This window comes from Flavobacterium galactosi, assembly GCF_048158585.1.
Lineage (GTDB): Bacteria > Bacteroidota > Bacteroidia > Flavobacteriales > Flavobacteriaceae > Flavobacterium > Flavobacterium galactosi.
Genome location: NZ_JBLNKV010000005.1, coordinates 79,467 through 99,097, shown reverse-complemented (window position 1 = coordinate 99,097; position 19,631 = coordinate 79,467). Strand labels below are relative to the sequence as shown.

Genomic DNA, 19,631 nt, shown 5'->3' with positions numbered 1-19,631 from the left:
CAGGCATTTTTTATCGTTGAACCCTAACACTTCCCTGACCTTTCATTAAATCCAGCACTTCATTTAAAGAAGCATGATTAAGATCCCCTGGTATGGTATGTTTAATTACGCTGGCAGCAACCGCAAACTCAGCAGTATCCTGTGTTGACATACCCGTTACCAGGCCATAAATTAAACCGCTGGCAAAAGAGTCTCCTGTACCGACACGATCAACAATTCTGACATCATATTTTTTGGTCTCATAAAATTCAGTACCATCATAAACCAAAGCACTAAAAGTATTATCACTCGCGCTGTGGCTTTCTCGTAATGAAGTGGCTATAAATTTGAATCCAAACGTTTCTTTCATTTGTTTGAAAATATCCTTAAAACCGGCAATCGTTATTCTACCATCGATAACATCGTTTGCTTTCGGTTCCATACCCAAAGTGGTATCTGCTCCAATACAAACATCCACATATTGGCAAATTCTCCCTAATACCTTTGCCGCTTTATCCTTACTCCATATTTTTTTTCTGTAATTAATATCGATGCTGGTAGTAATTCCCTTTGCTTTTGCAGCTTTCAGAACAGCTTCAGTTAATGCGGCGGCCCGGTCACTCAAGGCTGGAGTAATCCCACTAGTATGAAACCATTGGGCACCTTCTAAAACGGCATCAATATCAAACTCGGCTATACTAAAATCAGTGATGGAAGATCCTGCTCTGTCATAAATAACTTGAGAGGCTCGTAAAGAAGCGCCCGGCTCCAAAAAATAAATTCCTAAACGATTCCCTCCTTTAACTATAAATTGGGTATCTACACCAAAACGTCGCAGATGATTAATTGCCGATTGGCCAATTGCATTATCAGGTACTTTTGTAATAAAAGTGCCTTCTAATCCATAATTACACATAGCAGCTGCAACATTAGCTTCTGCCCCGCCATAAGTAGCGTCAAAAGTTTCAGATTGAACAAAACGTTTATGATCTGGCGTTGACAATCTCAACATAATTTCACCTAGAGTTACAACTTTCTTACTCATTAATATTTAATTTTTTATTGGATCTGCAAAACGATTATTTAAACTGTATTTAAAACTATAATGATAAAAAAACTACAGAAAGAATTAAAACGTGTTCGCACACGTTTTTTTTTAATATATTTGTTTACTTTTCAGAAAAAAAGACGGTAAATATATTTTTAAAAATATTCTTTCTTAAATAGATATCAAGAAGGTAAAAATCGATTCGTGCACGTACACGGAACTAGGCAAATATATAATAAAATTTCAATCACGCAAATAAATTATCAAATTATGTTAAATAAATCACACTATCAAAAACTAGTCATAATTAGAAGAATCATTTTTTTTGATTACCTATTCTACAATTGAGCCTTTTGCAAATCATAAAAAAAACATTATTTTTGAGTTCACTTTTACAAAGTGAAATTTCAGTATAACCCTTAAACTAAACAATTATCATTACAATTAAAAAAATTGCCCAGCTTGCTGCAGTTTCTCAAGGGACTGTAGACAGGATTATACATAATCGAGGTCAGGTTTCACAAGAAAACATTGATAAAGTTAATGCTATCATAAAGGAATATGGATATAAAAAAAATATTTTTGCCAGCAATCTCGCCTTTAACAAAAAGTTCAAATTTGCAATTTTCTTACCTAAAAATGAGGGACTTGAATATTGGAAAATCCCAGTTAATGGTATTGAAAGAGCAGAAGAAGAATTTGAAAAATTTGGAGTTACTTTAGATTACTATTTCTACAAATACGACTCGATTTCTTTCAAAAAAATAGCTTCCAAAATTGTAGATAAAAAATATGATGGCCTCTTATTTGCACCTATATTTCATGATGAATCGATTTTATTTTTGAATCAATGTAAAAAGATAAATCTTCCCGTCGTCATGATTGACTCTAACATAAAAGAAGTTGACAGTTTTGCCTATATAGGTCAGGATGCATTCCAAAGTGGATATCTCGCAGGAAGACTCGTATGTTATAATTCCACCATGGAAAATAACGTCCTGATAATAAAAATCACTCGCGAAATAGAAAGCACCTCCGTATACCTACAACGAATTAAGGGATTCTATTCTTTTTTTAAAGATCATGAAGGTGAAGGATCCGCAAACTTTAAATTTTCAGAAATCACATTGAAAGACTCCGGTCAAAAACAACTCAACCTAAAAATGTTTGAAGGAATTAACACCATTTTTATTCCAAATTCAAGATCTTATATTGTTGCTGAATTTTTAAAAAAAAACAATCTAAACCACATTGTTTTAGTTGGTTACGATTTACTACAGGAAAACGTAAAATATCTAAAAGATGGAGTTATTGATTTTTTAATCAATCAAAAACCAGAACAACAAGGTTATTTGGGTGTTGAATATTTATATAAAAAAATTATACTCAAAGAAAATGTTGAAAATACGTATTACATGCCTTTGGAAATAATCATAAAAGAAAATTGTTAAACCTCGCAATTTTTTTCTTTTTTGCGAACTATAGCAGGAGTAATGAGAACTACATAAACGACATATAGCAGTATTTATAAAACAGTAATAACTGTAAAAACAAGTAGATCTATAAAAATTTAAAAGTAATAAATCTTCATTTTCATTACTCCGAGGTTATACTGTATAAAAATTAAAATCTTTCAAAAATCCCCAATCCGAATAAGGCAAAATCATACTTTACCGGGTCGATTGGGTCAAGTAATCTTAAACTTAAATCTAACTCGTTTAGTGCTTTAGAATCATTTTGATTTCGAGTCAGTAAACCAAGCTTACGTGCGACATCTCCAGAATGGACATCCAATGGACATGATAATTTAGACGGCGCTATATTTTTCCAAATACCAAAGTCTACCCCATTATTATCTTGTCTAATCATCCACCTTAGATACATATTAATTCTTTTAGAAACGGAACCTTTGGCTGGATTTGCCACATGTTTCCTAGTTCTGTCTAAATGTGGAATTTCAAAAAAAGCTTTATGAAGTTCAAAAATAGCTGGTTGTAAAGAATCTTTTGTTTGATAAGAATCAAAGATAGCTTCCAATCCACCTTTATTATTGTAGATGTATTTTAGTGCTTTAATAAAATGGATAAAGTCAACAGAATTAAACGTTCGATGTACAAATCCTTCCAATCGCTCCAGTTGATAATCATTATGATTCATTACAAAATCATACGGTGAATCACCTAGTAAGTCCATCATTCGATGCCCGTTTTTTGTAATCATCGTTCTATTTCCCCATGCAATAGTTGAAGCAAGAAAACCAGCTATCTCAATATCTTCTTTTAAAGAATATCGATGAGGCACACTAATAGGGTCTGGCTCTATAAAATCAATCGTATTATACTGAAGTACTTTGGCATCCAAAAAATCTTTTAACTCTTCTTTACTTAATTCAACCATTTCTTTGCGTATCTATCATATTACAAATTTAAACTAAATAATTAATTAATTTAACGCAACCCTTCATTACTGCTTAGTCATGTTTCTCCGATGGATGATTCGTCAAGACAATAAAGGAGTTGATTTAGGAATATGGAAAAGTATTTCACCTGCTTCATTATCCTGTCCCTTGGATGTGCACTCTGGTAATGTAGCACGAAAATTAGGAATACTGACAAGAAAACAAAATGATGGAAAAGCATTAGCCGAATTGGATTTAAAACTCCGTAAATTTGATCCAAGTGACCCCGTAAAATATGATTTTGCATTATTTGGATTAGGGGTTTTTGAGGGATTTTAACTAGCTGTAGCTCCTTATTATCAATCATTTAAGTCATTTTATATTTATTCCTTTTAAAAAAATAAAAAATAGCTTTTTATTTAGCAATGAATGAATATCTTTATCAAAAACCAATTCAATTATTTGATAAAAAATACCTTACTTATTCAGATTAGATTAGTACCAATCATGTCAGACTAAATTTGGTGTTTTTTAAACTAAATCGCTAAAATGAATATAAAACACATAAAACCAGACTTGATTATTCCGTTATCTCTATTTTTTATTTTTAGTGCTTCTTAAAAAACACAATTTGATTAGTTGTACAAAATCCTAAATTTTAACTCTTTCTACGAAATGGAACACTATTTTATTAGTATCATTTTATCTGTTTTGATACTTTTTTTTCTGACATTAATTTCGATACTCATCCTAAACAGATTCTTGTATCATTTAGCTGTTCCTAAAATAAACATAGTCAAAACTAAAGCTGATGATTTCTTGACTTCTCTGGTATTTTCCTCTTATGACGAAGCTGAACTAGCATCAAAAATTAACGATTTTAAAAAAGAAATTCCTTTTAAAAAAAAATGGTGTAAAAAAATCATATTGAATAGAATTATTTTTTTAAAACGTAACTTAAAAGGTGACATCACAAATACTTCGCATTTTATTTATGAGCAATTTGATTTATTCAACCTCACTCGTTCGCTTTTAAAAAGTAAAAAAAAATATTTGATTTGCCTTGGCATGTATCATTTAGAAGCGTTAGAATACAATAAAGGAAAAAATTATGTAATCCCTTTTTTAAATCATAAAAACAGAACCCTAAATTCAAGTGCTTATTTAACATTGATTTCATTGGAACCTGAGAATTTAAATCTTTTATTAGATTACCCTAAATCAATTTTTTTAGCAGGAGAAATAAATGTGATGAATATAGTTCATCAAAAAAAGCTACCAATTCCTATAAAATTAAAAGATTGGATTCAATCAAAAAATCCTTCAATTGTAAAATTAGGAATAAAATTAATGGCATATTATAATTATACAAACGAAACTCAAGCCATTGTAAATCATCTGAAATCCGTAGATGAAAAAATAAGACACGAAGTTATAGTTGCTGTAAGACACTTATTTATACTTGATACCGAAAAAATTCTGATTGAACAATTTGACAAAGAAGACAAAAAAAATAAAATCGAAATTTTAAATACATTGGCTTCAATAGGCAGCGAGGAATCAGAACAATTCATCGCCGGTCTTTTAACAAAGTCAATTGATTCTGATATCAAACTGAAAGCTGTTTATAGTCTTTCAAAAATGAATTCGGTTTACTTTGAAAATAAATTTATTGAAAATCCAGAGATAATAAAAATGATAAAACATGTTAAAATCCCTTCGATATGATATTAAAAGAGCTATTAAAAGATTATGAACTATTTGTCGCTGTTTTTTCAATAACATATATTATTTTTTATATCCTATTGGCCATACTATCTTATTTTGCTATAAAAAAACATATTAACGCAAAATACTTTATTCACGATGATGTTCTTCTAAAATCGAATTATATTCCTGGAGTTTCGGTAGTAGCTCCCGCATTTAATGAAGGCGCAAATGTGGTTTTTAACGTAAAATCCTTAATGTCTTTAAACTACCCTAAATATGAAGTTGTATTGGTCAACGATGGTAGTACTGATGATACTTTAGAAAAACTTATTAAGGAATTTGAATTAATTAAAATAGATTTTTATTATCAGGAAAAAATCCCAACCAAAACTGTAAGAGGACATTATAAATCAATTAATCCTATATATTCAAAACTTTTGGTTGTTGATAAAGAAAACGGAAAAAGTAAAGCAGACGCATCAAATGCCGGAATAAATTCAACTAAATACCCTTTATTCCTATGTACAGATGTTGATTGTATATTAAAAAATGATACTATAATAAAATTAGCAAAGCCTTTTATAGAAAGTGAAAGAAGAGTCATTGCAACGGGAGCGGGTATCCGAATTTCAAATTCATGTGAAGTAAAAGAGGGTTTCCTTGTTAAAATTCATTTCCCAAAAGGCTGGTATCCCAGATTTCAAGAACTTGAATATGTGCGAGCCTTTCTTTTTGGAAGAATGGCATGGAGTCAATTAAATAGTTTATTGTTGGTTTCAGGCGGTTTAGGGATGTTTGACAAGGAAATAGCCGTTGAAGCTGGTGGCTATTGGCATAAATCTTTAGGTGAGGATATGGAGCTTATCACGCGAATGAGAAAATATATGTATGAGAAAAAACTTGATTTTGCAGTAAAATACATCCCAGAATCCTTGTGTTGGACGGAAGTGCCCGCAACCAGAGAAATATTGATACGACAACGTGTACGATGGGCAAGAGGCCTAATTCAGACACTTAATCTACATAAGGATGTTTTTTTCAATCCAAAATACGGAAGAACTGCTTTTCTTATTTTTCCATATTTTTTTACTTTTGAATTTTTGGTTCCCATTTTAGAGCTAATTGGAGTTATCGTTTTAATACTATCCTTTATATTTCTTAATGTTAATTATGAAGCATTCTTATACCTAACTTTGGCAGTTTATTTTTTTTATCTGAATATCACGATAATATCTATTTTATTGGATGATCTTTTATACAAGCATTATACTAGTATGAAAGAAATATTTATCCTCATTTTAACTGCAATTATAGAACCTATATTCTATCACCCAGTAAACGTGTATGCCTCATTAAAAGGATATTATCATTTTTTTAGACAAAAAGAACAAGCATGGGGAAACATGCAAAGACAAGGTTTTAATATTGAAAAAAAATAATTAAAAGTATGATCAAAAAAAATATCATTAGAACACTACTAATTGTGTTCCTATATTCAGTAACACTCTCAAACTATACTCTTTTTGCACAAAAAATTGATACTGACAGTCTATTGACAGAAGCCCTTCATGATGCGTATAAAACTAGAAACTACAAATTAGCTCTAAAGAAATCACAATTAGGAATTAAACTGGCGCCAGATTATTTGGATTTCTATTTGCTATCAGGAAGGATTTATCAATTAACCCAAAAAAGCGATAGTGCCCGATTTTATTATAATTATGTAATTGAAAGAAACCCAAAATACGAAGAGGCTTTTTCTTATCTAATCAATATGGATCTAGAAGAAAAAAAATACAGGGAGGCCGAAATTTTGATTGACAAAGCAATCGAAACACATCCTGAAAACAAGACTTTTCGTTACAATAAAATGACGGTTTACCAATCACAAAATGACGACAAAAAAAAATCTGATTATTTAAAAATTTTACAATTACAATATCCTGATGATTCCGAATTAAGACAACGTATTTTTAACTTAGACACTAAAAATAATTCGGAAAGAATTGGAATCAATTATAGCTATACAACATTTAACAGGAAAAGCTATGGCCCATGGCATTTAGCTAGCTTGCAATATATTAGACAGCGCAATTGGGGTTCTTTGATTGGTAGAGTTAATTATTCAAATAGATATGCTTCAGGAGAAAGTCTTATTGATGGCGTTCAATATGAGGCGGAATCCTATATTTTTACTGGAAAAAATAATTATTCCTATCTCGGAATGGCTTACAGTGAAAATCCGGTTTTTCCAAAATTAAAACTCGGCTATTCTTTTTTTCAAAACTTTAAAAAAGGATGGGAAGCTGATATGGGAATTCGATATGTAAAAACTCAAGATACTGAATTTACGACTGCAGTTATAGGAATTGGAAAATATGTTGGTTCGTATTGGATTAATCTTAAATCCTATATACAAAGTGACAAAAACAATCTTTATCCAGCCTTCGCGATAAACACCAGATATTATTTCAACACACGGTTTGATTATGCATCTTTTAGCGCCGGTTATGGATCTTCTCCAGATGAAAGATCAACTTTAGGCCAATATGAAGAAAGGATTTCTCTAAATTCTTATCGCATTGGCGGGGGGTATTTTAAATTATTTAACGATCATTATATAACCGGTATTCAATTAACACTAAATAATCAAGAATATGCTCCAGATTTAAAACAAACCGAATTGGAACTCGCCTTAATGTTCCAATATAAATTCTAGAATATATCTTAAAAGTACTTTAGTTTATTAGAGTTTATATCTATACAATTCAACTTAAAAGCTACTGAATCTGACATTCTGATATCTAAAAAAGCAGTATTAGAAATCCAAATTATTAGGTCTGCGAAAGTATAAAAACAAGCTTCCGTCATTTTGGAACCTGAGCTTACTTTTTTTTTGTTATTTTAAATTTAAAAAGACACTCCAGTAAATAGCAAATCCAATCACAAATCGGTCTGAAAAAAAATAACAAATCTTCCCATTTACTCCTATCGACTGATTTGATTTAGTACGCAAAAAACTATTCTTACATTTCCAAGCATTCTATCCCCTTACAGATAAATATTTTTTTTATAAGAAAAATAATTCTTTTATTAAAAATAAAATGTATTTCATCGATTAAATATGTATTTAGTCGATGAAATACATTTTATTTACTTACTTTTGATAGAGAAATATTTTTATTCTATTTCAAACAATTAAATTTTAAGTAAAATAATTGCAGAATGTTAAAATAGCTTTTACAGCTTTCGAAATAAAAAATAAAGAAGCTAATTAAAAACAGTACCAACTTGAAAAAAAAATACAAAACAAATAATAGTTATCTCTAATATAAAAATACCACACCAATGATGAATAACATAAAAAAAATATTAGTAATTGAAGACGATATTTTAATGGTAAAAATTCTGGAATTCATTCTGAGAAAAGAAGGATATGAATTGACAATTGCCAAAGACGGTATCGAAGGTATCGAAAAATTAAATTCAGTGAATCCTGATTTGGTGATTACAGATATTATACTCCCTTTTAAATCTGGATTAGAAGTAATTAGTTTTGTAAAAGAAAATTTTAACCATATACCTGTAATTGTGGTATCCTCAATGGGCGAAGAAGAAGGAACAGTATTGGAAGCGTTCAACCTTGGCGCTGATGATTTTGTATCTAAACCATTCAATCCAAATGAGTTAAAGATTAGAGTAAAACGAATATTTGACAGAAAACAAATGTTTGAACATACCATGAAAACTGCCATTAGTGCATAGTATATTTGGTTTGAGAAGGCCGGTTGAAATTATAAATAAAAACAGTAGATTTTCTCATTGAAAGAATTAAAAAAACTGATAAAAGTTGGATTTATAAATTAAATCCCGAAATACAAGTGACTTCTCTTACGAATTATATCGTTACTTTCAAAAAGACTATCTTTGCACAAAATTTAAGCAAATGAGTACTTTCGAACAATTCAATCTCCCTAAATCTGTACAAAAAGCAATAGACGATTTAGGATTTACAACACCTACTCCTATTCAAGAAAAAACTTTTTCTGTAATAATGTCAGGAAGAGATATGATGGGAATTGCACAAACCGGTACCGGTAAAACATTTGCCTACTTATTACCTTTATTGAAACTATATAAATTTACTCCAGGACATACCCCTAAAATAGTGATTCTAGTTCCTACGCGTGAGCTTGTGGTGCAAGTCGTGGAAGAAGTAGAAAAATTGACAAAATACATGTCAGTTCGTACCGTTGGTATTTTTGGAGGTGTCAACATTAATACTCAAAAAACAACCGTTTATAAAGGTTGTGACATCCTAGTGGGAACTCCAGGAAGAATCATGGATTTAACGCTAGATAATGTGATTCGTTTTGAAGAAATGCAAAAACTGGTAATCGATGAGTTTGATGAAATGCTTAATTTAGGTTTCCGTACTCAATTGACATCCATTTTGGCCATGATGCCTAAAAAACGTCAAAACATCCTATTTTCGGCAACGATGACCGATGAAGTAGATGCTATTTTGAATGATTATTTTGATTATCCAGAAGAAGTTACACTTTCGGCATCAGGAACTCCACTGGAAAACATCAAGCAAATTAGCTATAAAGTTCCAAATTTCAATACCAAAATAAACTTGCTGAAACACTTATTGCAAAACAACGAAGACATGAGTCGTGTTCTGGTGTTTGTCAATAATAAGAAGATTTCGGATATGGTTCACGAACGTATCGAAGAGGATTTTGAAGGTCAGTTTGGTGTAATTCACTCGAATAAATCTCAAAATTATCGTTTAAGTACAATGGCTTCCTTTCAAGAAGGAAATTTACGTGGTTTGATTACCACCGATATTATGGCAAGAGGTTTGGATATTTCTAATATCACTCATGTTATCAACTTTGAAATGCCTGAAATGCCAGAATTGTATATGCACCGAATTGGTAGAACTGGTCGTGCCGATGCAACAGGAACAGCAATCAGTCTTATTGCCCCTCGTGAAGAAGAATCCAAAGTGGAAATAGAAGTACTGATGAATATGGAATTAGCAACGGAACCTTTCCCCGAAACAGTAGAAGTTTCATCGAAACTAATCGAACCTGAAAAAGACAGACAGCCGATTAAGTTTATGATGAAAAAACAAAAACTTGAAGGTGATGGAGCTTTTCAAGAGAAAAGTAAAAAGAATAAGAAAGTCAATTTAGGTGGACCAGGTGTAACCAAGAAAAAAACACACGGCTCTGTGAATAGAAATATGCTAAAAACCAGAGATAAAAAGAGAAAAGACAAGAATAAATAAAAATTTAAAAGGCTAAAAATGAGACTCGTTTTTAGCCTTTTTTTTGCATTTTTAAGTTTAATTCTTTGTAAAAACCAAACAAACCGGAGAACACAAAGCTATTCTTTTTCCAGTATCAGTAAGCGATCCCGTAGTTATGTTTCTTTTAAAAACAACTACATCATTCGAATATTGATGCGCTACCAAAAGAAATTTACCTGTGGGATCAATAGCAAAATTTCTAGGTCCTTTTCCCAAAGTACTCGTTTGTCCTTTCGATAGTAATTTCCCGTTTTTTAGAATTTTAAAAGTTGAAATCGTATTCGCTTCACCCCTATTTGTAGCATATAAAAATTTTCCGTCATGCGAAATATGAATGTCCGCAGAACTGAAAGTTCCTTTAAAATCTTTGGCTAAAATGGTAGTTTCGTCTATTTTTTTTAATATTCCGTTTGAATAACTGAAAACCGTTAGCGCTCCGTCTAATTCTTGCAGTAAATAAACAAATTTTCCGTCATTACTAAACGTTAAATGTCTTGGTCCACTCCCTGATTTAACTGAAATACTATCTTTAATTTTCAAAATTTCAGTTGTAGCATTCGGATTGTATTGGTACGAATACACTTTATCATTCCCCAAATCATTAGACAAAATAAATTTTTTATCCGGAGAAAAATAAACCATGTGCACGTGCGGACGTTCCTGTCTTTGTACATTAATTCCTTTTCCATAGTGTTGCACTACTTGCTTAGCTTCAGTAATACTTCCGTCGCTATTTTTACCGAAAACTGAAATATTTCCACCCGAATAATTGGCAACAATTACATTTTTATCATCATTAATAATATAACAAGGATCAGCTCCTTTGGAACTTTGTTTGTTGATTAAATTTAATTTTCCACTTGAAGGATTATAACCAAAAGAGCTTACCGTACTTTCAGCTCCATTTTCATTTACTGAATAAACATAATTATTATTTTTGGAAACGGTCAAATAACTTGGGTTTATAACATTATCAGTAGTATTTTTAAGATTAAAACCTCCAGTATTTGAATCAAAATCATAGGTGTAAATTCCTTTACTTTCACAGCTGTTGGTATAAGTTCCAATTAGCAAATTGAATTTGTTTTTTTGTGCTTGCACGCTTGTTAAAATGAAAATTGAAAGAAGAACAACATACGAATTTTTCATGTTTTTAAATTTTATTGAAAAGCTAAAATACATAAATATTTTATAATCAATGCCAATTGTTTATTCCTTTGAAAAATCATACCAACTTCAAACAAAACTGTCAACTAATTTGTATTTTTGAATAATCAAATTCAATGAACTCCATTGAAAATAGAATCCAATGAAGTAAACTTGAAATCAAAATGCACTTTAAACATCCCGAAATTTTATACTTTCTATTCTTATTGATTGTACCAATTTTGGTTCATTTATTTCAATTACGCCGTTTCAAAAAAGAATATTTCACTAATGTTCGTTTCTTAAAAGCATTGTCGATACAAACCAGAAAAAGCTCCAAAATCAAAAAATGGTTGCTTCTCATCTGTCGTTTATTAGTACTCACTTGTATTATTGTAGCATTTACGCAACCTTTTTTCGATTCAAAAGACATCAAAAACGCCACTAATGAATTGTATATCATCTTGGATAATTCCTTCAGTATGCAAGCCAAAGGCAAAAAAGGGGAATTGCTAAAACGAGCCGTTCAGGAATTATTGGAAGACACTCCGGAAAATGTAAATTTTTCTTTGCTTACCAATTCTGAAAATTATTGGAATACGGATATAAAGTCGGTTCGAAGTTCTTTACAAAATCTTAAATACAGTGCTACGCCATTTCAACTTACTAGTATAATGGCAAAAATAAAAGCGCATAAATCGGCGTTTAAAAAAGAAATTGTTGTCATTACGGATGCCATAGGACTTGATGAAAAGCAATTAAAAAATAGTGACGTAACTAATCCTCCGCAATTCATAATCCCGAAAGCGGAACAAAAAAACAACGTTTCCATTGACAGCGTTTTCATCAATAAAACACTCGATACTTTTTATGAAATCAGTGTCCAATTATCCGGTTATGGCGAAGATTTCAATCCCATTCCTATCTCTTTATATAATAACAACAAACTTATTGCTAAGACCATTGTAGCATTAGACCCAAAGAAAAAAACGCTTAATTTTACGATTCCAAAACAGGCTTTTCATGGTTATGTATCGCTAGTTGATAATGGTTTGGGTTATGATAACACTTTATTTTTTAGCATTTCAAAAACGAAGAAAACGAACGTAATCAGTATTGGCGAACCAGAAAAAAGCAACTTTCTTTCCCGAATTTATACGAATGAAGAATTCAATTTCAACAATTATACTTTAGGGTCGCTGGATTACAACAAACTGGAAGAGCAAAATACGATTGTTTTAAATGAATTGGATGAAATTCCACAAGCGCTCCAAACCACTTTAAAATCTTTTGTGGAAAAAGGTGGCAATTTAATTGTAATTCCATCAGCAGGGGCTTCGGTTGCTAATTTGAATTCATTTTTGACGAGTTTTGGAAACCTAAAATTCACAGCTTTGGAAAACAAAGAAAAACTGATTACTAAAATCAATTTTAATCATCCTATATTCAATACCGTTTTCGAAAATAAAGTCACTAATTTTCAATATCCAAAGACAAAAAGTTCGTTTGGTTTATCCAGCTCAAGTCCTGCCGCTTTATTCTATGAGGACCAAAGTATTTTCTTGACTTCATTAGCCAATTCGGTTGCTGCAGTTTTCATTTTCTCAGCACCAATCAATACGGAAAATTCAAACTTCCAACAATCGCCATTGATTGTACCAACCTTTTATAAAATGGCGATGAACAACCAAAACAATGCCATAAGTGCTTTAATAATAGGAAATAGTAGTCCCCATCTGACAGACGTTTCTTTAAACAAAGACGATATTTTAACAGTTAAAGGCTCAGACGAACAATTTATTCCTACTCAACAAATTTTGAATAATAAAGTGAAAATGATTTTCAATGATTATCCGGAACAAGCTGGGAATTACAGTATTTACAATAAAAAAGAGTGGGTAGAAAACATCAGTTTTAATTATAATAGAACCGAAAGTAATTTGGCTGCAGCCAATGAAAATCTCCTTTCTAATTATAAAATAACGGAATCCATAACATCGTTTTTTGACACTTTACAAACTGACAGAACCGATAATCAAATTTGGAAATGGTTTCTTATCTTTGCGCTGTTATTTCTAATAACTGAAATGGTAATTATACGATTCGTAAAGTAAAAAACGAAGGTCAAATAATTAAAAAATCAATATGAAATGAGCATGACCGTAATTTGGTCGTAAAAGTTAATGCAACTATGCGAATTCCATATTCTATTAAAAAACAAATATTATCTACCTATGAAATTAATCATCAGAGAAGCAAAAATTATCGATTCGAAAAGTCCTTTTCATAACAAGACAGTAGATATTTTAATTGTTGATGGTTTTATAAAAAAAATAGGAACTTCTATTCCTAATTTAGAAAAAACAGACGAACTAAAACTGGATAATTTACATGTTTCCCAAGGCTGGTTTGACAGTAGTGTTTCGCTTGGAGAACCTGGCTTTGAAGACAGAGAAACTATTTCAAACGGACTTGATGTAGCTGCTAAAAGTGGTTTTACCGCAATTGCATTACAACCCAACTCCTTCCCTATTATTGACAATCAATCTCAAGTAAATTTTGTGGTAAACAAAGCGCATGGATTTGCAACACAACTTTTCCCGATAGGCGCTTTGACTAAACAAAGTGAAGGAAAAGACATGGCGGAATTATACGATATGAAAAAAGCGGGCGCTATCGCTTTTGGAGATTATAATAAAAGTATTGACAATGCCAATTTGCTAAAAATAGCCTTACAATACATACAGGATTTTGACGGATTGGTTATTGCATTTGCTCAAGATTGCAACATAAAAGGAAATGGAGTGGCTAATGAAGGGATTGTTTCTACCCGATTAGGTTTGAAAGGAATTCCAAATCTTGCCGAAGAATTACAAATCGCACGAAATTTATTTCTGTTAGAATACACTGGAGGAAAATTACACATTCCAGCTATTTCAACTAAAAAATCAGTTCAATTAATTAAAGAGGCGAAAGCTAATGGATTAAATGTAACGTGTAGTGTAGCAGTCCATAATTTAGTTTTAACGGATGAAAAACTGGAAGAATTCGATACAAGATATAAAGTTTCACCACCGCTGAGAACAGAAACCGATAGAAAAGCGTTGTTAAAAGGAATAAAAGACGGAACAATCGATATGATCACATCCGACCATAATCCGATTGACATCGAACATAAAAAAATGGAGTTTGATACGGCCAAAAATGGGACAATTGGACTAGAAAGTGCTTTTGGTGCTTTGATGACAGTACTGTCATTAGAAACAGTAATAGAGAAATTGACATCCGGAAAATCTAGGTTTGGTATCGATATACAAACCATTAATGAAGGCTCAAAGGCTAACATTACCCTATTCAACCCGGAACCAAAAAGCATTTTTACAAAATCATCCATTTTATCGAAATCAAAAAATTCCGCTTTCTTGGGAGCGGAAATAAAGGGAAAAGTTTACGGGATTCTGAATCAAGGAAAATTAATTTTAGCATAAATAAAAAATCTCACAAAGACCCAAAGTGAGAAAAAGTAAAAAATATGAATAACACTACCGAAGCAGGAAAAACTGCTGCAATTACAAGTTATATTTTAGGAATAGGCGTATTTATAGCGATGTCAATGAATTCCGAGGACAAGAATACTTTTGCTTCATTCCACATCCGTCAAGGATTAGGACTTACTTTAACATTTATATCCTTGGGACTAATTATCAGCAATTTTGACAGCTTAATGATTTCTGCCCCCATGTGGATTTTTGTATTCGTTTTATGGTCCTATGGTATTACCAGTGCTATAAAAGGCGAAACAAAACCAGTTCCTTTATTAGGTACTTATTTCCAAAAATGGCTTAAAAACATATCATAATCAAATGAATTTATCTTTAGAATATAAAATAAGAGAACCCAAAATAAAATTAGACAAAAATCCGCTTTTACTTTTATTACACGGTTACGGCAGCAACGAAGAAGACTTATTTTCGTTTGCAATTGAACTTCCTGATGAATATTACATCATTTCAGCAAGAGCTCCGTATAACATGCAATATGGTGCTTATGCTTGGTATGCTATCAATTTTGATGCTGATGAAAATAAATTTTCAGATCATGAACAGGCAAAAGTTTCAAGAGATTTAATCGCTCAATTTATTGATGAATTAATTGAAACCTATCCGATTGATTCTAAAAGCGTTACTTTGGTTGGCTTCAGCCAGGGCTCGATTTTAAGTTATGCAATAGCGTTATCGCATCCTGATAAAGTGCAAAGAGTCATTGCATTGAGTGGTTATGTAAGTGAACCTATTTTGGAAGAAAATTACTTACGAAACGATCTTACAAAACTTAAAATATTCCATTCTCACGGAACTGCAGATCAGGTAATTCCTGTCGAATGGGCCAGAAAAACAAAACCCTTTTTGGATAAATTGGGCATAAAATCAACCTATAAGGAATATCCTGTAGGGCATGGTGTAGCGCCACAAAATTTTTATGATTTCAAGAATTGGCTTCTTGAAAATTAATTTTTAGTTTTCAGTCCCAATGAACACTTAATATTGCGACTAAAACAAAGAAAGCTTTATTTTTGATACAATAACGATTGATTCACTTCAAAAGTAATGCTGTCGTCATCATTGACAAAGTATTTCAACAGTACTTCTCCCCAAATTTCGCCATCACTAAAATCCGCAATAATCCAACGATGATTTATGATTCTAACTTTATTGATTATAAACTTATTAGTACCAATTTTATCTTGTCCTACATAAGGATTTCCATTAGGATTTGAATTATAATCCAATAATTTCTCGGTTACAAAGGGAATTAATTTTTCATATTGAATTATCTTTCCTGAGTTTGAAGATTCAAAATAATTTTGGGCATTTTCATTTTTTTCCAAAGAAAAATAGTTGGCATCCACTAATTTATTTTTAACTGAATTCAAACTATCTTTCAACTTTGTGGTTACCTTTTTGTATCTATCTTGTTCAAAAGTTACTTCTTTGCTCAAGAACATATAGGTGTAAACATTAAATAATAAAGCTAGAATAAAAGCATAAAGTAATAATGATTTTTTCATTTTAAGACTGATTAAATTGTAATTTCTAAATTATCATATGCAAGAAAAACGTTCTCAGGAAGTCTTTTTTGCACTTCTTCATGAAAACCAAGAATATGACTGATGTGAGTAATATAGGCTTTTTTAGGTTGGACCAAATTTATAAAATCTAACGCTTCCTGCAAATTAAAATGCGCAATATGAGATTCTTCACGCAAAGCGTTTATCACCAATACTTCTAGATCTGTTAACTTTTCTATTTCGCTTTCTTCAATTGTTTTCACATCGGTCAAATAGGCAAAATCATCTATTCTATACCCAAAAACCTGAAGACCCGCATGCATTACATCTATAGGAATAGCCGTTTTATCGCCAATAGAAAAGGGTTGATTATTGACCACTTCAATTGTTTCTACACATGGTGCTCCGGGATATCTATTTACGGTTTCAAAAACATAATCGAAACGCTTTTTTAGATTATCAATAACCCTTTGATGCGCATAAATTGGAATCTCGCCTTGTTTAAAATTAAACGGACGAATATCATCTAAACCGGCAGTATGATCTGAATGTTCATGAGTAAATAGGATTCCATCCACTTTTTGGCAATTGGAAGAAAGCATCTGTTGTCTAAAATCAGGTCCGCAATCGATTACGAATGAATGGTTTTCCCAAGAGACCCAAACCGAAACCCGAAGCCTTTTATCCTTAAAATCAGTGCTTTTGCATACGGGATGATTGCTTCCTATAATAGGAATACCTTGTGATGTGCCAGTGCCTAAAAAATATACCTTCAATTCAATTAGATTTTTTTACAAAAATAGGGTTAATTATCTTTCATTAGAAACCTATTTAATTAACTTTGTAACATATTAGCCATATTTAAAATAAAATGGGTACTGAAATAAAATTAAAAGGTGACAAAGTCATCGAGCAAATTCCTTCCGTAAAAGACAAAGCACTTCGTATCAACTTGAATGAAAATATCTACGGAACTTTCGCAGAAATTGGTGCTGGGCAAGAAACTGTAAGACATTTTTTTAGATCAGGTGGTTCTTCCGGTACTATTGCAAAAGCGATGTCAGCATATGACAAAGATTTCAGTGATGCCGTGTATGGTATAGAAGAGGACGGCCGTTACGTTACCGAAAGCCGACTTAAAAAAATGCTCACTTTTGAAGGGCAATTAATCGAAGAACGATTGAGCAGGGAAAAACATCCCAATAAAATGTTTTTTAGCTATGCCAATACAGTAGCTACCATCGATTTTGCCAAACAATTTAAAGGACATGGCTGGGTAGGTATTCGCTATCAAATTGAACCCGATGAGGATTATAATGAAATCATCATTCACATTCGTTTTAAGGAAACAGATGTTCGACTGCAACAGGAAACACTTGGCATCCTCGGTGTAAATTTAATTTACGGCGCTTATTATAAATACAACGATCCTAAACGTCTATTGCGATATTTATACGATCATTTAGATAAAGATCAGCTAGAAATAGACACAATTAATTTCTCAGGACCGCGTTTTTCCGAGGTAGACAATCGTTTGATGAGTTTACAGCTGGTTAAAAATGGAATGACTGATGCGGTTATGTTTAATCCCGATGGAAAGAACATCCTTCCTGCAGCCATATTATACAAAAAAAACATTCTTGCCTTTAGAGGAAGTTTTCGTCCGGTTACAAAAGTAAACATGGACATGTATGAGAAATCATTAAAAATGTTTCTGAATGAGAATAAAGTAGAAGTCGATAATACACTTGTTATTTTTGAAATTACCCTTTCGAATTTACGTTCAGATGGTGAAATTGACGAAAGAGATTTTATGGATCGTGCCGAATTACTTTGTTCGTTAGGACAAACGGTAATGATTTCTAATTTTCAAGAATATTATAAAGTGGTGGAATATTTTGCCAATTATACCAAAGCTCGAATGGGATTAGCAATGGGTGTAAATAATTTGGTTGATATTTTTGACGAAAAATACTACCGTCATTTGAGTGGTGGAATTCTGGAAGCTTTTGGAAAATTATTTTACCGAGACATGAAAGTCTTTTTGTATCCAATGATGGGAGAAAATGGTGAAATTATCACTTCAGACAATTTGAAAGTACATCCTAGAATGAAAGAATTGTACAAATTCTTCAAATTCAATGGCAAAGTTGTTGATATTGTAGATTATGATCCTAATATTCTGGAGGTATTCTCTCGTGAAGTACTCAACATGATCAGTCAAGGAAAACCAGGTTGGGAAACTATGCTACCTTCCGGTATTGCTGAAATTATAAAAGAACATCACCTTTTTGGGTATGACCCAAGTAAACTATTGAAAGAAAGCAATTAATAGTTTACAGGTCAAGAAGAAAGAGCCAAGAAAAAGAGATTAAAATGGTCTTATTTCTTGGCTCTTTCTTCATGTTTATTTTTAAGATTATTTCAATATCTGAGCAGCATGCGCTTTAGTTTTCACATCAGAAATCACGGCATCAATAATTCCGTTTTCATCTATCACGAAAGTAGTTCTGTGAATCCCGTCATATTCTTTTCCCATAAACTTCTTCGGCCCCCAAACTCCAAAGGCCTGGATTACTGATTTATCTTCATCGGCCAATAATGGAAAAGGAAAATCATATTTTTCTTTAAATTTAGCCTGAGCTTTTTGTGGATCAGCGCTTACACCCAGAAGCTCATAATCATTGGCTTTGAAACGCTCAAAATTATCTCTTAAATCACAAGCTTCGGCAGTACATCCAGGTGTATTAGCTTTTGGATAAAAGAAAACGACTAGCTTTTTTCCTTTATAATCAGTTAATTGATGCACTTTTCCGTCTTGATCCAGACCAGAAAAATTGGGTGCTTTATCTCCTTTTTTTAATGTTGTCATTATTTATATTTTTATTTTATTTATTTGAATTGAATTTGAATTTTGCTATTGAGTTTGAAATTGTTTTTCTTTACAAATCAAATTTAATGA

Annotated in this window: 17 protein-coding genes and 1 pseudogene; 12 read left to right on the top strand and 6 right to left on the bottom strand. The window is 31.7% G+C overall.

Annotated elements, in window-relative coordinates; all coding sequences use genetic code 11:
* Positions 1 to 10: 10 nt before the first annotated feature.
* A complete protein-coding gene (locus ACM55M_RS11895; RefSeq protein WP_416857876.1) occupies positions 11 to 1,024 on the bottom strand; it encodes a PfkB family carbohydrate kinase in 1,014 nt (337 codons plus the stop codon).
* Positions 1,025 to 1,458: 434 nt separating this feature from the next.
* Here ACM55M_RS11895 and ACM55M_RS11890 point away from each other — a divergent pair, with 434 nt between their 5' ends.
* Entirely contained in the window at positions 1,459 to 2,478 is a 1,020-nt protein-coding gene (locus ACM55M_RS11890; protein WP_416858129.1) for a substrate-binding domain-containing protein, read from the top strand.
* 172 nt (positions 2,479 to 2,650) lie between these two features.
* Here ACM55M_RS11890 and ACM55M_RS11885 read toward each other — a convergent pair whose 3' ends face one another.
* Complete coding sequence (locus ACM55M_RS11885; RefSeq protein WP_416857875.1) at positions 2,651 to 3,424, bottom strand: TIGR02757 family protein; 774 nt, start codon at positions 3,422 to 3,424, stop codon at positions 2,651 to 2,653.
* A 79-nt stretch (positions 3,425 to 3,503) separates the two neighbouring features.
* Between ACM55M_RS11885 and ACM55M_RS11880 the strand changes: the two are divergent.
* From ACM55M_RS11880 to ACM55M_RS11855, 6 genes and pseudogenes are all read left to right on the top strand, one after another.
* Positions 3,504 to 3,764 (top strand): annotated as a pseudogene (locus ACM55M_RS11880) (DUF2400 family protein); the annotation flags it as partial.
* A gap of 336 nt (positions 3,765 to 4,100) precedes the next feature.
* The gene (locus ACM55M_RS11875) at positions 4,101 to 5,153 is read left to right on the top strand and encodes a HEAT repeat domain-containing protein (RefSeq protein WP_416857874.1); all 1,053 of its coding nucleotides are present in this window, start codon (positions 4,101 to 4,103) and stop codon (positions 5,151 to 5,153) included.
* Entirely contained in the window at positions 5,150 to 6,574 is a 1,425-nt protein-coding gene (locus ACM55M_RS11870) for a glycosyltransferase family 2 protein (protein ID WP_416857873.1), read from the top strand. Before ACM55M_RS11875 ends, ACM55M_RS11870 begins: the two co-directional genes overlap by 4 nt.
* A gap of 8 nt (positions 6,575 to 6,582) precedes the next feature.
* A complete protein-coding gene (locus tag ACM55M_RS11865) occupies positions 6,583 to 7,854 on the top strand; it encodes a YaiO family outer membrane beta-barrel protein (RefSeq protein ID WP_416857872.1) in 1,272 nt (423 codons plus the stop codon).
* Between the two features lie 629 nt (positions 7,855 to 8,483).
* Entirely contained in the window at positions 8,484 to 8,900 is a 417-nt protein-coding gene (locus ACM55M_RS11860) for a response regulator transcription factor (protein WP_416857871.1), read from the top strand.
* A gap of 181 nt (positions 8,901 to 9,081) precedes the next feature.
* A complete protein-coding gene (locus ACM55M_RS11855; RefSeq protein WP_416857870.1) occupies positions 9,082 to 10,434 on the top strand; it encodes a DEAD/DEAH box helicase in 1,353 nt (450 codons plus the stop codon).
* 57 nt (positions 10,435 to 10,491) lie between these two features.
* On the opposite strand, the gene ACM55M_RS11850 is transcribed toward ACM55M_RS11855, so the two are convergent.
* On the bottom strand, positions 10,492 to 11,604 hold the full coding sequence (locus tag ACM55M_RS11850) for a lactonase family protein (RefSeq protein ID WP_416857869.1): 1,113 nt from the start codon (positions 11,602 to 11,604) through the stop codon (positions 10,492 to 10,494).
* A 182-nt stretch (positions 11,605 to 11,786) separates the two neighbouring features.
* Here ACM55M_RS11850 and ACM55M_RS11845 point away from each other — a divergent pair, with 182 nt between their 5' ends.
* From ACM55M_RS11845 to ACM55M_RS11830, 4 genes are all read left to right on the top strand, one after another.
* Positions 11,787 to 13,715, top strand: a complete 1,929-nt coding sequence (locus ACM55M_RS11845; RefSeq protein WP_416857868.1) for a BatA domain-containing protein — start codon at positions 11,787 to 11,789, stop codon at positions 13,713 to 13,715.
* A gap of 120 nt (positions 13,716 to 13,835) precedes the next feature.
* The gene (locus ACM55M_RS11840) at positions 13,836 to 15,089 is read left to right on the top strand and encodes a dihydroorotase (RefSeq protein ID WP_416857866.1); all 1,254 of its coding nucleotides are present in this window, start codon (positions 13,836 to 13,838) and stop codon (positions 15,087 to 15,089) included.
* A gap of 44 nt (positions 15,090 to 15,133) precedes the next feature.
* Positions 15,134 to 15,460 (top strand): hypothetical protein, encoded by a 327-nt coding sequence (locus tag ACM55M_RS11835; protein WP_416857865.1) that lies wholly within the window; start codon positions 15,134 to 15,136, stop codon positions 15,458 to 15,460.
* Between the two features lie 4 nt (positions 15,461 to 15,464).
* Positions 15,465 to 16,112, top strand: coding sequence for an alpha/beta hydrolase (locus tag ACM55M_RS11830; RefSeq protein WP_416857863.1), 648 nt, complete (start codon positions 15,465 to 15,467; stop codon positions 16,110 to 16,112).
* Positions 16,113 to 16,168: 56 nt separating this feature from the next.
* Here the strand turns inward: ACM55M_RS11830 and ACM55M_RS11825 are convergent, their stop codons facing one another.
* Both ACM55M_RS11825 and ACM55M_RS11820 read right to left on the bottom strand, forming a co-directional pair.
* Positions 16,169 to 16,669, bottom strand: coding sequence for a hypothetical protein (locus tag ACM55M_RS11825; protein ID WP_416857862.1), 501 nt, complete (start codon positions 16,667 to 16,669; stop codon positions 16,169 to 16,171).
* An 11-nt stretch (positions 16,670 to 16,680) separates the two neighbouring features.
* Positions 16,681 to 17,445 (bottom strand): MBL fold metallo-hydrolase, encoded by a 765-nt coding sequence (locus tag ACM55M_RS11820; RefSeq protein WP_416857861.1) that lies wholly within the window; start codon positions 17,443 to 17,445, stop codon positions 16,681 to 16,683.
* Positions 17,446 to 17,540: 95 nt separating this feature from the next.
* On the opposite strand from ACM55M_RS11820, the gene ACM55M_RS11815 reads away from it, so the two are divergent.
* A complete protein-coding gene (locus tag ACM55M_RS11815) occupies positions 17,541 to 19,001 on the top strand; it encodes a TonB-dependent receptor (protein ID WP_416857860.1) in 1,461 nt (486 codons plus the stop codon).
* A gap of 87 nt (positions 19,002 to 19,088) precedes the next feature.
* Here the strand turns inward: ACM55M_RS11815 and bcp are convergent, their stop codons facing one another.
* Positions 19,089 to 19,541 (bottom strand): thioredoxin-dependent thiol peroxidase, encoded by a 453-nt coding sequence (gene bcp / locus ACM55M_RS11810; RefSeq protein WP_416857859.1) that lies wholly within the window; start codon positions 19,539 to 19,541, stop codon positions 19,089 to 19,091.
* Positions 19,542 to 19,631: the final 90 nt, after the last annotated feature.

Bases quoted from the DNA above. Each gene is read 5' to 3' on its own strand.
- ACM55M_RS11895 (WP_416857876.1), bottom strand. From the start codon at position 1,024: ATGAGTAAGAAAGTTGTAACTCTAGGTGAAATTATGTTGAGATTGTCA.
- ACM55M_RS11840 (WP_416857866.1), top strand. From the start codon at position 13,836: ATGAAATTAATCATCAGAGAAGCAAAAATTATCGATTCGAAAAGTCCT.
- bcp (WP_416857859.1), bottom strand. From the start codon at position 19,541: ATGACAACATTAAAAAAAGGAGATAAAGCACCCAATTTTTCTGGTCTG.
- ACM55M_RS11845 (WP_416857868.1), top strand. From the start codon at position 11,787: ATGCACTTTAAACATCCCGAAATTTTATACTTTCTATTCTTATTGATT.
- ACM55M_RS11875 (WP_416857874.1), top strand. From the start codon at position 4,101: ATGGAACACTATTTTATTAGTATCATTTTATCTGTTTTGATACTTTTT.
- ACM55M_RS11835 (WP_416857865.1), top strand. From the start codon at position 15,134: ATGAATAACACTACCGAAGCAGGAAAAACTGCTGCAATTACAAGTTAT.
- ACM55M_RS11830 (WP_416857863.1), top strand. From the start codon at position 15,465: ATGAATTTATCTTTAGAATATAAAATAAGAGAACCCAAAATAAAATTA.
- ACM55M_RS11865 (WP_416857872.1), top strand. From the start codon at position 6,583: ATGATCAAAAAAAATATCATTAGAACACTACTAATTGTGTTCCTATAT.
- ACM55M_RS11885 (WP_416857875.1), bottom strand. From the start codon at position 3,424: ATGGTTGAATTAAGTAAAGAAGAGTTAAAAGATTTTTTGGATGCCAAA.
- ACM55M_RS11815 (WP_416857860.1), top strand. From the start codon at position 17,541: ATGGGTACTGAAATAAAATTAAAAGGTGACAAAGTCATCGAGCAAATT.
- ACM55M_RS11870 (WP_416857873.1), top strand. From the start codon at position 5,150: ATGATATTAAAAGAGCTATTAAAAGATTATGAACTATTTGTCGCTGTT.
- ACM55M_RS11860 (WP_416857871.1), top strand. From the start codon at position 8,484: ATGATGAATAACATAAAAAAAATATTAGTAATTGAAGACGATATTTTA.
- ACM55M_RS11855 (WP_416857870.1), top strand. From the start codon at position 9,082: ATGAGTACTTTCGAACAATTCAATCTCCCTAAATCTGTACAAAAAGCA.
- ACM55M_RS11825 (WP_416857862.1), bottom strand. From the start codon at position 16,669: ATGAAAAAATCATTATTACTTTATGCTTTTATTCTAGCTTTATTATTT.
- ACM55M_RS11850 (WP_416857869.1), bottom strand. From the start codon at position 11,604: ATGAAAAATTCGTATGTTGTTCTTCTTTCAATTTTCATTTTAACAAGC.